Here is a 15,053-nt window from a genome sequence, read left to right as displayed (position 1 = left end):
GGTGAATATAAAATGGAAATAAAAAATGTTCAGATGGAGGCAGCGAAGGCGGAGAACCCTACTGCACTCCGGATACTCTGGCGCGAGATATTTAGGGATAAACTAGCATTAATTTCATTAATATTTTTAGTATTAGTCACAGCCTTAGTATATGGAATTTCAATTGTCCTGGATCAAGATGATATTGTTAAAGTAGATTTGTTCGCGATCCACCAACCGCCCAATGATGAGTTTATATTAGGAACGGATTACGGGGGGCGTGATGTGTTTGGGCAACTTATTATCGGAACTCGAAATTCCCTGACGATTGGTTTTCTAGTGACGTTAATGAGTGGAATAATCGGAATTGTCTTTGGTCTCGTTTCCGGTTATTTTGGCGGACATGTCGATAACGTGATGATGCGTATTTTGGATTTTTTCAATGTCCTTCCTTTCCTGATGATCGTTATTGTGTTTGTTTCACTTGTTCCAAAGTATAATACGCTCACGTTCTCGTTAATTATGACAATATTTTTATGGATGGGAATCGCCAGATTGATCCGGTCAAAAGCTTTGCAGGAAAAAGAACTTGATTATGTACAGGCATCGAGAACTCTCGGTTCATCGCATTTTAAAATCATATTCAAAGAAGTGATGCCGAATATCACTTCACTTATCGTCGTAACGATGACGCTTAATTTGGCTGCGAATATTGGGATTGAATCCGGATTGTCCTTCTTAGGATTTGGTTTACCCGAAAGTACGCCAAGTTTAGGTACACTATTAAGTTATGCAACGAATCCGCAAACGCTTGAATCAAGATGGTGGATTTGGATCCCTGCAGCCATCTTGATTCTGCTGCTCATGCTAGCGGTAAGAAACGTTGGCGAAGCATTAAGACGAGCAGCTGATTCAAGGCAGAGAAGAGGATAGCTTTTAAAAAAAATCTTTATTTATTCCATTACTTACATCAATATCAATCCTTGTATTGGTGTTTAGTATAAGCTGTCCGCGCCAATGGGATGGACAGCAAAAAAATAAAAGAATTAAAGGGGAGGTTAAAAGGATGAAGAAGGCAAGCTTTAGTAAATGGCTAGTAGCTATGATGTTACTATTACTCTTAGTACTGGCGGCTTGTAGCGGAGATTCTGATGATGAATCGGGCGATACAGGTACCGGTTCTGATACAGATACTACCGGAGAGGAAACGGATGATGAAGAAGGCACAGAAGATGAAGGTGACGATTCTGCTGAAGGCGGAGACGACGTTTTCTCTATCGATGATTTCGCTACAGAAAAAACAAATGAAGGGGAAGCTATCGAAGGTGGTACGCTGAACTTTGGTTTAGTAGCGTCATCCGTATTTGAAGGAACGCTTAACTTTAACTTCTATTCAGGAGAAGATGATGCAGAGGTTCTTAAATGGTTTGATGAGCCGTTACTCACAATGGATGAGAATTTCTACTATACAAACGACGGTGTTGCCACGTTTGAAACAAACGATGAAGGTGATGTATTCACATTCACAATCCGTGATGATGTTTACTGGCATGACGGTGAGCCTCTAACGGCAGAAGACTGGGTATATGCCTTTGAAGTAATTGGTCACCCAGACTATGACGGAGTTCGTTTCGGTAACATTACGAACGTAGTCGGTGCGAGAGAATATCGTGAGGCAGAAGAGGAAGCGGAAACAAAGTATGCAGCTGAAGCAGGTACAATTGAAGGGCTGAATATTATTGATGATAAGACATTAGAAATCACATTTACACACGCAACACCTTCCTTGCTGGCTGGCGGTATTTGGGAATATGCTTTACCGAAGCATATTTTTGAAGAAATTCCAGTGGCAGAAATGTCTGAATCAGATGCAGTTCGTGTGAATCCAATCGGAATCGGACCGTTTAAAGTCGAGTCTGTTGTTCCTGGAGAGTCTGTAACTTATACAGCGAATGAGGACTACTGGCGAGGTGCACCGAAACTTGATGGTGTGACATTAAAAGTAGTTAGTCCACAAACGATTGCTGAAGCACTCGAAACTGGAGAAATCGACTTAGTTGATAAATTCCCAGCAGACCAATATATTGACGTGCATGATCAGTTAACAAACGTGGAATTCTTAGGTCAAACCGATCTATCCTACACGTATATTGGATTTAAATTAGGTTCATGGGATGCGGAAAACAAACGTGTCCAGATGGATCCGGATTCAAAAGTGGCAGATGTAGAATTACGTCGTGCAATGTGGTATGCAGTGGATAATGAAGCTATTGGCGAACGTTTCTATAATGGATTACGTTGGAATGCAACAACACTTATTCCACCATCACATGGTCTGTTCCATGATCCATCAATTGAAGCGCCAACTTATGATCCAGATGAAGCGAATCGTATTTTAGATGAAGCTGGCTACGAAGATGTAGATGGTGATGGCATACGTGAAACTCCGGACGGGGAAGAGTTAGTACTCAACTTTGCTTCCATGGAAGGTAGTGACGTAGCTGAGCCAATCGCTAACTATTACATCCAAGCTTGGAATGATATTGGAATTAAAGTGGAATTACTTGATGGGCGCTTACAAGAGTTCAACGCATTCTATGACCGTGTAGGGCAAAGCGGTGAAGATGATCCTGAAATCGACATCTATCAAGGAGCCTGGGGAGTAGGTTCTGACGTTGACCCGACTGGTCTATATGGACCGGAAGAATTATTTAACTTCCCTCGTTATGAAAGTGACGAGAACACGCGTCTGTTAGAAGAAGGGGTCTCTGCTGAGGCGCTTGATGATGATTATCGTTTTGAAGTTTACAGCGAATGGCAAGAATTGATGGTGGAAGAGATTCCAGTATTCCCGACGAATTACCGTGCGGAGCTAGTCCCTGTTAATAACCGTGTGGTGAACTACAACATTGAGCCACATATTAATCCATTTATACGACATGAAATTGCTGTAACTCAGGAAGATCCTATATTGCCTTAATAACAGGAACTGCCAGCAATAATAAAAAAGTTCCGAGTATCAATCTGATACTCGGAACTTTTTTTAAATTACCCAACAAGACCTAACTGCTTTAAGCCGTTAAATATTCCTGAGTCGCTCACCGTAGTCGTCCGGTGTGTTGCGTATTGGAAGAGCTCAGGGTCGGCATTCCCCATTGCAAAGCTAGTTCCAACGGTTGAAAACATTTCTTTATCATTCATTCCGTCTCCAAAAGCAATTGTTTCTTCTTTATCGATTCCCAAATGATCAAGAACTTGCTTAATTGCTTTTCCTTTATTTACATTTGTACGAATGACATCGTAAGCATGCTGCATACCAGGAACGTTCACTTGAGAGAGGTGAATGTTTTTATCCGATTGATATGTATTGACTTCTGACTCTTTAAGTTTCATCAATGTCATTCCTAAAATGTTGTCATATTTAGGGGCCACTAGCTCCACATTTATTTTCATTTCAAAAGTTTTAATAAATCCTTGTGCGAAGGGGTCATCGATGGCCGTGAAATAGTTCTCGCCATTCGCATAGAGGACCATTTCATTCTTTTTCTCTTCAGCTGTTTTTCTGAAACGCTCTACTGTTTCTGGTGTGAATGGTTCGTTTACAATTTCTTTCCCTTGAACAATCCCATATGCCCCGTTATAGCCAATTAGGTTCGTAATATTCAGCTCTTCCGTCAGTCCCTTGATTTCATGCAGAGGGCGCCCAGTTGCAATGAATGTATGTATATTTTGCGCTTGCAACTGCTTGATTGCTTCTACGGTAGAGGAAGAGTAGGTATGGTCCGGCATTAATATAGTGCCGTCAATATCTAGAAATACTGCTTTATATCTCATGTTATTCTCCTTTATTACCTATATTCCTATCTTATTATACCATATTTAGTTTCATTTCCATGCATCTTAACGAAAGGATAATATTTCATATGAAATTTCGTCATTCTAATGAATTGACTTTAATTCTCTTTGGATATAGTCTATAATAAGAACTATATCAATATATGGGGTGAAAGCATGGTACAAACAGTTATTTTAGCAGGAATTATTCTTACAGTAGTAACCCTTGTCGTTAACGCTGTTATTCTGCGAGCAAACAAAAGTTCACAGGCCTGCTATTATTTAAGTTTCTTCTTTGTTATCGTAGGTTTGCTACTATTAGCAATTGCTTCCGTAGCTCCAAAAGTTGATCTGCTTGGTGCAGGATTTGGAGGCTGGGGAATTGCATCCTTATTCGCAGCAGCAGTCAGCTTCATGATTACATCGATCCTTGATGCATATCAGAACGTTGAAGCATAAAAAGTTAACAATGTAAAAGCAAAAAACATAAAACATTTCATCGAAGAAATGTTTTATGTTTTTTATTTTAAAGTAAAAATGTTTTCCCGTCGCGTTGTTCAATCTTTCCTTCTTTCATTAATTTCCCTAGTGCGCGTTTAAAAGCAGCCTTGCTTATATTGAATGTTGCGCGGATTTCTTCAGGATCACTCTTATCGTTGAATGGAATAACGCCACCGCTTGCTTCAAGATGCACTAAAATATCTTCTGCATCAAGTGGGATGCTCTCTTTCTTTACTGGACGAAGGGAGATGTTTATCGTGCCATCTTCTTTTACATCGATGACCCGACCAGTTACGAGTTCTCCTAATCGTGGTTCTGTTTTACGTTCCGTGTGATGGATAAACCCACGATAATTATCTTCTGTGAAGACTTCGGAACCTTCTCTACTCGAGTAATAAACTCTCCCGGATACCGTTTTATTTAATAAATGTTCTGGTGCTGCTTCATAATATTCAGCTATAACATTTCCTGTAGCGAGAAGGCCAATGAGACGATTTTTATAATCTAAGTCAAGACGGACAAAAAGCTTGTCTCCTGTCTTTGGCCAAACCGAGCGAAATTTAGGGAGGTCATCACTTGAAATGAGTATCTCTTTAGCGATTCCGATATTGATAAAGACGCCAAGCCTTGGGACGACCTCGACAACTTCTGCCCAGCCATAATTAATGGTCGTTACGGTTGGCAGTGAAGTTGTTGCTGCAATGTTCCCCTTTTTATCACGATAAAGAAATACTTCAACTTCTTCGTTTTCTTCTAATTCTCTATCTGTCTCATTGTGATGAAGAAGGGCTTCACTATCATCCTTTACAAGTACATAGCCGGTTTCGATTTTCCTGAGTACGGTCATCGTTATATGATTACCTAATGGAAGATGCATCTTTCACACTTCTTTCTTTAAGCTTTTGTTCATCCTTTTTGAACATCTATTTTAGCTGTTTTTCTCATCGTATCATAGTACAGAAAAAAGCAGAAGAGATTCATCCTATCCTATACTGTGGTAAAATAGACGGAGGTGACTAAAAAATACTGGAGCGATGAGTTTTGGCTTTATTTATTCAAGTTATTATCCCAATTATGCTAGTCTTTTTATCAGGCTTTATCCTGCAGCGATTACGCCCGATGAGTGTGCGTTCTGTTTCGGCAGTGACGATTTATATTTTGTCACCGGCGCTTGTTTTTATTACATTGTATGATACGGATTTTGACAGTGGTTATTTAGTAATTATTATTTATATGCTCGTTTTATTTGGAATCATGGTTATTTTAAATAAAATTTTAGGTAAAATATTCAAATGGCCAGATAAAACGGAAAGTGCAGCAATCCTTGCGACAGGATTTATGAATTCGGGGAACTACGGGTTGCCGGTTGTTCTCTTTAGTGTCGGAACGGTTGCCCTTCCATATGCCGTATTCATTATGGTTATTCAAGGGTTGATGAATAACTTCTTCGGGATCTATTATGCTTCCCGGGGAAGGGACGGAGTGAAGACGGCATTTCTTAATGTGATGAAAATGCCGACTACATATGCAGCAATACTTGGTGTTGCCTTTCAATATCTGAAGGTACCAATCTCGGAATCGATCCATTCCATGCTCTCGATGGTCGGGGAGGCTTCAATCCCAGTGATGATGGTTGTGCTTGGTATGCAGCTCGGATCTATGACCTCTTTACGTATGAATTGGCAAGTGATTGCTTCCAGTGTAACGCTGAAAATGGTCGGGGCACCAGTTATTGCTTATCTGTTCGTGAAACTGTTTCATATCGATCCACTTGTCGGGGTAGTGTTAATCATTATTTCTGCAATGCCAACTGCAGCAACGACGACGATGTATGCAATTGAGTTCGATAGTGAACCAGAACTCGTTTCAAGTATGACCTTTATAGCGACGGTCGTCAGTGTCATCTCTATTTCCGTCGTATTGAATTTATTGCAATTGTAAAAACAGGTGCAGGAACCGGATGGGGTTGCTAGTAATTCCAGTTATCCAGTGTATTTTATTTTAATTCACTTATGTTAATAAAAGCTAGGATTCTTTTGAATAAGAAAATCCTAGCTTTTTAGATTTCATGTTATTAAATTGAATAATCCGATGCCAATTAAGAGGAGGGATGGGAGTAGGGTGAAGAATTGGATGTCTTCGTATTTCGATAGAAGCAGCCCGATCTTTAATCCGACGATAAGAAAAATCCCACTCATCATTGCGACGAGCCCAGCTGTAAGGAATGCCGAATAGTGCAGCAGACTTGCTGCAAACCCTGCCCCGAAAGCATCGAGTGAGAGCGCCATGCCAAGAAGGATTGCTTCTGGCTTTGAAATTGTTCCGGAACGGTCCAAGTCAGCTTGCTTAGGTGAACGAAACACTTTTTTTACATTTGTAAGCATCGAATTATTTTGGGTTTCTTCTTGTTTTGTTTTATTTTTCCGGATTATATTGTATAAGGTAAAAATACCTAGGGAAATTAGTATTAGTGCCCCAATATTTTCAGAAACAGTTGGTGGAATGATAACTTTTAATCCCTCACCAATTGACATCGCGGCAAAAACGGTAACCCCTGAACAAAGCATAATAATCGTTATTGCAAACATCGGGACGCGGGTTTTCTGAATTCCATAACTTATGCCAACCCCAAGTCCATCAAGACTTACTGCAATAATTAATAAAAATAAACCAGTATAATAAAGCATCGCATCCATTCCTTTTTCATATCTAAAGTATTGTATGAAAATAGAGGAGGGATGTGCGGAGAAAGCTACGTGGTGGAATTCCGACAATTGATAACGTTACCCCCTTTTTTGATTATAAATATGGTGAAATATAACTAGTAATATAGGGGGTTCGACATGCGTGTTGTTTATATTGATGATGAACAGTTAGCCTTAAGTTACCTGAAACGGCAGTTAGTAAAAATAGCAGGAGTTGAAGTAATTGTTCAGTCATTAACCCGCTGGAAGGGAAAAGTTTATTTTACGCGAAGAACCGGATGATATTTTTCTAGATATTGATATGACACCCACTTTGATGCAAAATCAAGCGACCATATTATCGAATGGTATGTGGACATATGAAATAATAACTCAACATTCGCAGTCTGAAACAGTTATGTATTCCTTGGCTATCTAGAGATCCGCAGTCCCGACACCTCTCGCTTTCCGCAGGGGGCTGGTGAGCCTCGACGCATAGGATGTGCTAATGCAGACGTTGCCGCATACGAGAGCGTTCTTAGTCTGCCTTGGGCTGAGCGCTAAGGGGTCCCACATATGCCTTTCCCCCTGCAGGAGTCTCGAGTGTCGGGACTGCTCCGAGGAAAGGCCTAATTTAGAACACTATTTCATATTTTCATCCCATTAGCATGTTCATCTTACTTTAATGGGAAAACAACCGAGTTTTATTTTCCCATTAGCATGTTCATCTTACTTTAATGGGAAAACAACTGGGTTTTATTTTCCCATTAGCGTGTTCATCTTACTTTGATGGGAAAACAATAGGAACTATTTTCCTATTAGGGCGCTTACCTTGCTCTGATAAAGAGCTCCCTAGCCTTTCGGGTAAGTTAAATTTTATACCCATTCGATCGATAAGAAGCCTCCTAACTCTTCGAATTTTACTTTACAGATGTACTGTAGGTATTTGGCTACTCAAAATTCATCCTTGCAATCAATCGATTTTATTTACATTCATTAAATAAAGTTCTATCATAAATAGAAGAGAGACTATAGCTATTAAGGAGGTAGAAAATAAATGGCTTTTGTTATTCTAGAACCATGTCAGTCGGAAAAAGCTGCAGAGTGTGTAAGCGTATGTCCGGTTGATTGTATTGAAGAAGGTCCCGATCAGTTTTATATAGATCCTGATGTATGTATTGACTGTGCAGCTTGTAAAGCGGTGTGCCCAGTTGATGCGATTGAGGAAGAATACGATCTATCACCAGATCAGGAAGTATTCCTCCAGCGCGCAGAAGAATTTTTCGCAAATCGATAATTAGACAAGCCGTATGCAAGGTAAAGAGCATACGGCTGTTTCATATAAGGGGGATTTATTATTCTTCTCGGTGCTCCTGCATCGCTATTTCCTTTGTCTGATGCACCGTTCCTTTTGGGTGCTCTGGAGGTGCATAAATGGAATAAAGGAGTAGAGGCTTTCTTCCGGTATTTATAATGTTATGCCATGTACCGGCTGGAACTAAAATTGCGTCATCCTCACGAACCCGCCGTTCGAATGTTAATTGATTATGCTGGGGCCCCATTTGCACAACTCCGCGTCCATCTTCTATTCGTAAAAACTGGTCTGTATCTGGGTGAATTTCAAGCCCGATGTCTTCTCCCGGCATAATCCGCATCAGGGTGAGCTGGAGATGAGTACCAGTCCAAATTGCCCGCCGGAATGCCCGGTTCCGCTCGGTTGCATGTTCAATATTAAATACGTACGGCTGCCCACCTTGGTCCCCCTGCCTTTCCATATCCTCTTCAGGTAACGGATAATAATCCCTGTCTTCGTCCATATCTGGATAAACCGGTTGTTCATAAGGGTAAGGGTATGGATAGTAGCCTTGAGGATAGTTGGGGTATGGATAGTAACTATGGTACATTTCTATCATTTCCTTTCAATTATACTTTTCTTGTTATCCTATGCAGGCGGTGCCTATTTTGTTTTTCGATAAAGTGAAACTCATTCAGCGGGAGTATCCTTACCTCCCCAACTGAATGTTAGTTGAACAGAATCAGGTATTTACGGCCTGTTTATCCCCGGCCTTTACATAATGGTTTTCCCTCGTGTTTAGGGAAGGGGTATTACAGACCGTTAATACGTGATAAAAACTTTGCGTGAAGGGGGCCAGAATAAAAAGCAATCCGAAAGATAGTCTGAATATGGTATAGTATGTGCAAAGGTATAATCGGAAAAGGGGGATTAGGTCTTGAAGCAGACGATTCGGTGGGCTTTTTTTCTTGTCGGGGTTATGATATTCAGTATGGGAATTACATTAACGATTAATGTGCAACATCTTGGGATCCACCCGTGGGATGTTCTGAATGTTGCATTCTTCCATCATTTTGGCTTATCGATCGGTTCATGGGCGATTATCGTTTCCGGATTACTGATCCTGATTACCCTCATAATGGACCGGGGGTATATTCGGTTAGGGACGTTTTTTAATGCTTTTCTCGTTGGATTATTTGTAGACTTTTATATGTGGCTGGACTTTCTACCCGCAGCTACGAATCGTTGGATAGACATCCTGATTATTTTAGCCGGAATTGTTGTGATGGGTTTCGGTGGTGGTATGTATAATGCTGGTGGAGTCGGTTCTGGTCCGAGGGACGGCTTTATGCTTTCATTGTCGGATAAAACAGGAATCTCAATCAGTCGGGTGCGAATTATCGTGGAGACGCTCATTCTTGTACTTGGTATTGTTGTAGGTGGTCCGGTGTTTATCTTCACTTTCCTGTTCACATTTATCCAAAGCCCAATATTCCAGCAATCTTACCTCTTTTTTAAGTCATTGATTAAAAAGATCGAAGGGAAATTAGATGGGGAAGCTCGAGTCCCTGTAAAGAAAGAATTGAGCTGATTTCGTTGTATACTCAAGGCAAATCTTACTGGAAGATGGGAAAATGTTTAACTGCCTTTAAACGCGATTGATGGGTGGGGATTCCGTTCGCTTGAGAGAGCAGTCAAATTGTCCAGTATTTATCTGTCAATAAAAAATGTGGGCCAACTTTTAAGCGACCCACATTTTTCTATAGGTGATAATCTTCCAAGTTTAGATCGGGTTCTTCCCCAATGGCAAGTTTTGCAAGTTGCTGGCCCATCAGGGGACCGGCAGTAAGTCCGGAAGCACCGAGACCATTTGCATAGAGTAGACCGTCTAGTCCTTGTAATGAACCAATTACTGGAAGTGACCCTTCTGTCATTGGTCTAAAACCAACCCGTGCTTCAATAATTGCACTATCCTTTAAAGCGGGGGCAACTTCTAAGCCTTTCGTTAAAATCTCATAGACTCCAGCTGCAGTCACATCTGTATTATAACCTACCTTGCTTTCAGTAGTAGCGCCCATGACGAAGCGATGATCGTCAAAGCTCAGTAAATACTGATTCGTTGGTGGCTTAATGACTGGTAGATTACCTGTTTCCAATTTGTCGTAATGGAGATGTAGGATTTGTGCTTTTTGCGGCCTTACATATAATCCTTGTACACCAAAAGGTTCCAGTAGTTCATTCATCCAGGCTCCTGTTGTTGCAATTACTTGATCAGCGGCTAGCTTTTCACCGTTCACATGGACACCGCGGACGTGCGTTCTTTCTACTAAAAGCTCAGCGTTTCCTTGAATGAGTTTTACACCATTTTTCCTCGCGCGGCGGATCAATGCATCTCTTAATTTACGACCATCTACTCGGGCAGCACCACTGACAAATATGGCATGATATCCGTCGTTCAGAAGCGGAAATTTCTCTTTTGCAGCAGCTTCATCGAGCAGTTCGATCGCGCCAATTTCGGGGGCTTCTTCCCGGCGCTTCGATACGCGCTCGATTGTTGCGTGCAATTTTTTCTCATCATTGTGAAGGCTTAAGGCACCGACCTGTTTATAACCGGTATCGGTTTCGCCGGCCGCTTCCAGTTCTTTAATTAAATCTGGATACATTTTCGCAGCCATCCTCACAAGCCTATACCATGCTTTATTCCTGCGCTGGGCAAGCCAGGGGCAAATGATTCCTGCTGCGGCATCGGTTGCCTGTCCAGTATCGGCGCGGTCTATAAGCGTTACGTCTACCCCTTCTTTAGAAAGGTAATAGGCAGAGCTTGCACCGGCGATACCGCCTCCGATTATAATTATTTTCTTCGTCATACTTCCGCATTCACAACTTGAAGCATGGCTTTCATTTTTCCAAGATGCTCCGTTTCATGATGACCGAGCATGATGAGCAAGTCACCAAATGTTTCAATACTGCCGAATGGTACTTTAAAGGTTACATTTGTTTTCCAGAACAGGTCATCGAAATTATTTACGCGCTCCTGCTGGTCTAGTAAATGTTTCTTCAATTCTTCTAATGTTGGGGCTGCTTCTGTCCAGTCACTTGGTTTTGTACCTGGACCAAATAGATCCGCATAATTTTGCGGAATGTTGTCTGATTTCTTCGGATAGCGGAATAACAATTTTTCAGAAAAGGTGAGAACATGGCCGATGTGCCAGCGTAATGTATTGTTGAACGGTTTTGCCTGAACGTCTGCCGTTTCCTCGTTTATATGATCCATAAAATTAATTAAAGCAGTTCTTGCCAAGTTGAATTGTTTTCTTGACATTGTGCATCCTCCTTATAAAAAATAAGTTCTTCACGTTGTACGTACTCTTAACCTAGTTTAGCCCTTCACAAATAAAATGTAAAATATTGTGCTGGGATTAGTTAAATTTCGTTAAGCTCCTATTTGCCGATAATTGAAAGAGGGAGATTCGTGTGATAGAATTTGATTAGATTTCAATCGAAATTACATAATGAATACGTATATAAAGGAGAAGACGTCATGGCGAAATTAGTTTTTGGACATAAAAATCCAGATACCGATACGATTTGCTCGGCACTGGTTTATGCAGATTTAAAGGGAAAACTTGGTGAAAATGTGGAAGCCCGCAGATTAGGAGAAGTGAGTAAAGAAACCGAGTATGCACTTGAGTTTTTCAAAGTGGATGCACCAGCATTACTAGAAAGGCTAGAGGATGGTGCAGAAGTCGTATTAGTCGACCATAATGAGTTCCAGCAAAGTGCAGACAACATTGAACATGCGAAAATTGTAGAAGTGGTAGACCACCACCGCGTTGCTAACTTCGAAACGAAAGAGCCGCTTTATTTCCGCGCTGAACCAGTTGGGTGTACGGCAACGATTCTAAATAAAATGTACAAAGAAAATAATGTGGAACTTTCTAAAGAAATGGCAGGTTTACTACTGTCAGCAATCATTTCAGATTCGCTACTGCTTAAATCACCGACATGTACAGAGGAAGATGTAGCCGCTGCAAGAGAATTAGCTGAGATTGCGGAAGTGAATCTAGAAACTTATGGCTTGAACATGTTGAAGGCTGGAGCGGACTTAAGTGATAAATCGATTGTTGACCTGCTTACAATGGATGCAAAAGAATTTACAATGGGGGATTCGAAAGTTGAAATCGCCCAGATTAACACGGTTGATTTAAATGCAATTTATGAAAAACAAGGTGAGATTGAGGCTGAAATCAATAACATCATTGAGGAGAAAAATCTCGATCTTTTCTTATTCGTCGTAACGGATATTTTAAATAATGATTCAGAAGTCCTTGCACTTGGAAACGGACAAGCGAATGTCGCAACCGGATTCAACGTGAACCTTGAAAATAACCGTGCCTTACTAAGAGGTGTCGTCTCTCGTAAGAAACAAATCGTCACCACATTAACAGATGAATACACGAAGTAATGGGACAGTGGGGTCAGAGGTTTTGTCCCACTTAAAACAAAAATGAAACATAAAAAAAGCCTTCCCGAAATTCGGAAAGGCTTTTTTTAGCGCGTCTTATAATTTAACAACGTTTGCAGCTTGTGGTCCACGGTTACCTTCTTCAATATCGAAAGAAACAGATTGACCTTCTTCTAAAGTTTTGAATCCTTCGCCTTGAATTGCTGAGAAATGTACGAATACATCGTCTCCACCTTCAACTTCGATAAAACCGAAACCTTTGTCTGCGTTAAACCATTTTACTGAACCTGTGTTCATTAAAATACCTCCATGTGCGTGTTGCACGTTTATTACTATTTTGTTCAAGTTGCCAATTCAAGACGATAACAACCAGTGTTATTTTCTATCCTTATAATCACCGAACCAAAATAATTACCATTAGTATAGCACTATTATTTACTAATTGCAAACTTATTTTAATTTTTTTCGAAAAACCGAAATTGGGACAAATGCTCTGACCCCAGTGTCCCGCTATGAAGATTGGAGTTTTTGGCTTTCTTGGAAGACTTGACAGGCGGTTGCTCCTTTTTTACCGCAGCGGGAACATTTTGGTACGTTGATGATATGCAGTGCGTAGTCGACTGCTTTGCTTGCGTCATTGAAGATATGATCAGAACCAATTTCTTCATATAATCCACTTACCTTCATTGCTTCGAGCACATCAGGATTGACTTCTGCAAGTAAAGTAGTTCCCCCGGTTTTCCGGAAGTCGCGGATAAGGCTAGTGAAGTTATTGCCGCCTGTTGCATCTATATAGGAAACATGCTTCATTTTCAAAATGAGTACTTCCGGTTTCTGGTTGATCGAGCGGGTGATTGTGGATTCAAATTTATCAGCCGCTCCAAAGAACAATGGACCTTCAATGGTGAAAAATGCAAGCTGTGGACATTTGGCAGCCAATTTCTCGTCTTCTAAAGCCTGCTCATCTTTCAAATGACTCGGAATGACTTTCTCTACACCAAGCACTTCACTCATCCGTTTCACAAAGGAAACCATTGCAAGCAGTAAACCGAACTGTACTGCAACCGTCAAATTAACGAATACCGTAAGCAAAAACGTAACCGCTAAGACTAAAGAGTCACTCGATCTCAAGCGAATAATATGGGCGAACGATTTATATTCACTCATATTAAGAGCAACCCGCATAAGGATCGGTGCCATACTGGCAAGCGGAATATGGGAGGCGAAAGGGGCAAAGGCAAGAATCGTAGCCAAGACAAATACACCCTGAAACACGCCGGATAATGGACTGACTGCACCGCTATTAATATTTGTCGCGGTCCGGGCAATCGCGCCTGTTGCCGGTATCCCACCAAACAAAGGTGTGATGACGTTGGCAAGACCTTGCCCGACAAGCTCCCGATTCGAATTATGCCGTTTACCGGTCATTCCATCGGCGACAACAGCAGATAGTAAGGACTCAATCCCGCCAAGCATCGCAATAACAAACGCTGGTTGCAGGAGATTAATGATTTTATTCCACGTAATTTCCGGAATGTGCAAGCTTGGTAAGCTTTGCGAAATTCCTCCAAAAGCTGTTCCAATCGTATCAACTTTTCCAGGGAAAAATATATACGCAACTAGTGCTGGAATAATGAGTGCTACTAGCAATACTGGTACACGCGGGAAAATACGAGGCACGAAAACAAGAATAACAACCCCAAGAACGGCGATTAAAATACTGTACCAATTCATCGTCGGCAACTTATCAAAAATCTGCAGCATTGTTTCATGAAAATATTCTTTCTTCTCCATGCCTGCTAAACCGAGGAAGTTTTCAATCTGTCCTGAAAATATGATGACGGCAATTCCGGCAGTAAACCCAATCGTGACAGAACGAGGAATAAATTTTATCAGATTCCCTAACTTGAAAAAACCCATAATCAAGAGGATGATTCCGGCCATAAATCCTGCAATCAGCAAATCCTCATAACCGAATTCTAAAACAATCGCAAGCAGGATAGGGATAAAGGCTCCTGTTGGACCGGCAATCTGGTATCTTGACCCCCCGAACAATGCAACAAGAATCCCCGCAATGACCGTCGTATACAAGCCATATTCCGGTTTCACTCCTGACGCAATTGCAAATGCCATTCCAAGAGGGATTGCTACGATACCAACTGTAATACCAGCAATCACATCCTGCTTGATATCATTGGCAGTTAACCCTTTGAATCGATTGTCTTTCAACAATTTCACTTCAGCTCCTATTTCATGCTACTAACTATGATACCATAGAAGATGGGAAGTACTTAAA

Annotated in this window: 16 protein-coding genes; 8 read left to right on the top strand and 8 right to left on the bottom strand. The window is 41.1% G+C overall.

Features of this window, described 5'->3' with window-relative positions; translation table 11 throughout:
* Positions 1-12: 12 nt before the first annotated feature.
* Both GN217_RS02100 and opp4A read left to right on the top strand, forming a co-directional pair.
* Positions 13-912 (top strand): ABC transporter permease, encoded by a 900-nt coding sequence (locus GN217_RS02100; RefSeq protein ID WP_156854786.1) that lies wholly within the window; start codon positions 13-15, stop codon positions 910-912.
* Between the two features lie 133 nt (positions 913-1,045).
* A complete protein-coding gene (opp4A, locus tag GN217_RS02095) occupies positions 1,046-2,959 on the top strand; it encodes an oligopeptide ABC transporter substrate-binding protein (RefSeq protein ID WP_156854784.1) in 1,914 nt (637 codons plus the stop codon).
* 68 nt (positions 2,960-3,027) lie between these two features.
* Here the strand turns inward: opp4A and GN217_RS02090 are convergent, their stop codons facing one another.
* The gene (locus GN217_RS02090; protein ID WP_156854783.1) at positions 3,028-3,813 is read right to left on the bottom strand and encodes an HAD family hydrolase; all 786 of its coding nucleotides are present in this window, start codon (positions 3,811-3,813) and stop codon (positions 3,028-3,030) included.
* Positions 3,814-3,990: 177 nt separating this feature from the next.
* On the opposite strand from GN217_RS02090, the gene GN217_RS02085 reads away from it, so the two are divergent.
* Positions 3,991-4,272 carry a hypothetical protein gene (locus GN217_RS02085; protein ID WP_156854782.1) on the top strand — a complete coding sequence of 94 codons (282 nt, stop codon included), beginning with the start codon at positions 3,991-3,993 and terminating at the stop codon, positions 4,270-4,272.
* 67 nt (positions 4,273-4,339) lie between these two features.
* On the opposite strand, the gene GN217_RS02080 is transcribed toward GN217_RS02085, so the two are convergent.
* Positions 4,340-5,191: a CvfB family protein gene (locus tag GN217_RS02080; protein WP_156854781.1), complete on the bottom strand. Its 852-nt coding sequence runs from the start codon at positions 5,189-5,191 to the stop codon at positions 4,340-4,342.
* Positions 5,192-5,355: 164 nt separating this feature from the next.
* Here GN217_RS02080 and GN217_RS02075 point away from each other — a divergent pair, with 164 nt between their 5' ends.
* Positions 5,356-6,255: an AEC family transporter gene (locus tag GN217_RS02075; protein WP_156854780.1), complete on the top strand. Its 900-nt coding sequence runs from the start codon at positions 5,356-5,358 to the stop codon at positions 6,253-6,255.
* Positions 6,256-6,380: 125 nt separating this feature from the next.
* On the opposite strand, the gene ytaF is transcribed toward GN217_RS02075, so the two are convergent.
* Positions 6,381-7,088 (bottom strand): sporulation membrane protein YtaF, encoded by a 708-nt coding sequence (ytaF, locus tag GN217_RS02070; RefSeq protein ID WP_232334300.1) that lies wholly within the window; start codon positions 7,086-7,088, stop codon positions 6,381-6,383.
* A 69-nt stretch (positions 7,089-7,157) separates the two neighbouring features.
* Here ytaF and GN217_RS02065 point away from each other — a divergent pair, with 69 nt between their 5' ends.
* Both GN217_RS02065 and GN217_RS02060 read left to right on the top strand, forming a co-directional pair.
* On the top strand, positions 7,158-7,301 hold the full coding sequence (locus tag GN217_RS02065) for a hypothetical protein (protein ID WP_156854778.1): 144 nt from the start codon (positions 7,158-7,160) through the stop codon (positions 7,299-7,301).
* Between the two features lie 754 nt (positions 7,302-8,055).
* Entirely contained in the window at positions 8,056-8,295 is a 240-nt protein-coding gene (locus GN217_RS02060; protein WP_156854777.1) for a ferredoxin family protein, read from the top strand.
* Positions 8,296-8,353: 58 nt separating this feature from the next.
* On the opposite strand, the gene GN217_RS02055 is transcribed toward GN217_RS02060, so the two are convergent.
* Positions 8,354-8,902 (bottom strand): cupin domain-containing protein, encoded by a 549-nt coding sequence (locus GN217_RS02055; RefSeq protein WP_156855013.1) that lies wholly within the window; start codon positions 8,900-8,902, stop codon positions 8,354-8,356.
* A gap of 327 nt (positions 8,903-9,229) precedes the next feature.
* Between GN217_RS02055 and GN217_RS02050 the strand changes: the two genes are divergently transcribed.
* Complete coding sequence (locus tag GN217_RS02050; RefSeq protein ID WP_156854776.1) at positions 9,230-9,883, top strand: YczE/YyaS/YitT family protein; 654 nt, start codon at positions 9,230-9,232, stop codon at positions 9,881-9,883.
* Positions 9,884-10,052: 169 nt separating this feature from the next.
* On the opposite strand, the gene GN217_RS02045 is transcribed toward GN217_RS02050, so the two are convergent.
* Both GN217_RS02045 and GN217_RS02040 read right to left on the bottom strand, forming a co-directional pair.
* A complete protein-coding gene (locus GN217_RS02045) occupies positions 10,053-11,159 on the bottom strand; it encodes an NAD(P)/FAD-dependent oxidoreductase (RefSeq protein WP_156854775.1) in 1,107 nt (368 codons plus the stop codon).
* On the bottom strand, positions 11,156-11,614 hold the full coding sequence (locus tag GN217_RS02040; RefSeq protein WP_156854773.1) for a DinB family protein: 459 nt from the start codon (positions 11,612-11,614) through the stop codon (positions 11,156-11,158). The genes GN217_RS02045 and GN217_RS02040 overlap by 4 nt, the downstream gene beginning before the upstream one ends.
* 219 nt (positions 11,615-11,833) lie before the next feature.
* Here GN217_RS02040 and GN217_RS02035 point away from each other — a divergent pair, with 219 nt between their 5' ends.
* Positions 11,834-12,757 (top strand): manganese-dependent inorganic pyrophosphatase, encoded by a 924-nt coding sequence (locus GN217_RS02035; protein ID WP_156854771.1) that lies wholly within the window; start codon positions 11,834-11,836, stop codon positions 12,755-12,757.
* 96 nt (positions 12,758-12,853) lie between these two features.
* On the opposite strand, the gene GN217_RS02030 is transcribed toward GN217_RS02035, so the two are convergent.
* Together GN217_RS02030 and GN217_RS02025 are read right to left on the bottom strand one after the other, a co-directional pair.
* Positions 12,854-13,054 (bottom strand): cold-shock protein, encoded by a 201-nt coding sequence (locus GN217_RS02030; protein ID WP_156854769.1) that lies wholly within the window; start codon positions 13,052-13,054, stop codon positions 12,854-12,856.
* A 213-nt stretch (positions 13,055-13,267) separates the two neighbouring features.
* Positions 13,268-14,995, bottom strand: a complete 1,728-nt coding sequence (locus GN217_RS02025; protein ID WP_232334299.1) for a SulP family inorganic anion transporter — start codon at positions 14,993-14,995, stop codon at positions 13,268-13,270.
* Between the last annotated feature and the right edge of the window lie 58 nt (positions 14,996-15,053).

Origin of the sequence: Oceanobacillus sp. AG, assembly GCF_009746545.1 — a bacterium.
GTDB classification, from domain to species: Bacteria; Bacillota; Bacilli; order Bacillales; family Amphibacillaceae; genus Oceanobacillus; species Oceanobacillus indicireducens.
This window is presented reverse-complemented; position numbering and strand designations above follow the sequence as displayed.

Coding starts and splice junctions, on each gene's coding strand:
- GN217_RS02100 (WP_156854786.1), top strand. CDS start 13: ATGGAAATAAAAAATGTTCAGATGGAGGCAGCGAAGGCGGAGAACCCT.
- opp4A (WP_156854784.1), top strand. CDS start 1,046: ATGAAGAAGGCAAGCTTTAGTAAATGGCTAGTAGCTATGATGTTACTA.
- GN217_RS02090 (WP_156854783.1), bottom strand. CDS start 3,813: ATGAGATATAAAGCAGTATTTCTAGATATTGACGGCACTATATTAATG.
- GN217_RS02085 (WP_156854782.1), top strand. CDS start 3,991: ATGGTACAAACAGTTATTTTAGCAGGAATTATTCTTACAGTAGTAACC.
- GN217_RS02080 (WP_156854781.1), bottom strand. CDS start 5,191: ATGCATCTTCCATTAGGTAATCATATAACGATGACCGTACTCAGGAAA.
- GN217_RS02065 (WP_156854778.1), top strand. CDS start 7,158: ATGCGTGTTGTTTATATTGATGATGAACAGTTAGCCTTAAGTTACCTG.
- GN217_RS02060 (WP_156854777.1), top strand. CDS start 8,056: ATGGCTTTTGTTATTCTAGAACCATGTCAGTCGGAAAAAGCTGCAGAG.
- GN217_RS02055 (WP_156855013.1), bottom strand. CDS start 8,902: ATGTACCATAGTTACTATCCATACCCCAACTATCCTCAAGGCTACTAT.
- GN217_RS02045 (WP_156854775.1), bottom strand. CDS start 11,159: ATGACGAAGAAAATAATTATAATCGGAGGCGGTATCGCCGGTGCAAGC.
- GN217_RS02040 (WP_156854773.1), bottom strand. CDS start 11,614: ATGTCAAGAAAACAATTCAACTTGGCAAGAACTGCTTTAATTAATTTT.
- GN217_RS02035 (WP_156854771.1), top strand. CDS start 11,834: ATGGCGAAATTAGTTTTTGGACATAAAAATCCAGATACCGATACGATT.
- GN217_RS02030 (WP_156854769.1), bottom strand. CDS start 13,054: ATGAACACAGGTTCAGTAAAATGGTTTAACGCAGACAAAGGTTTCGGT.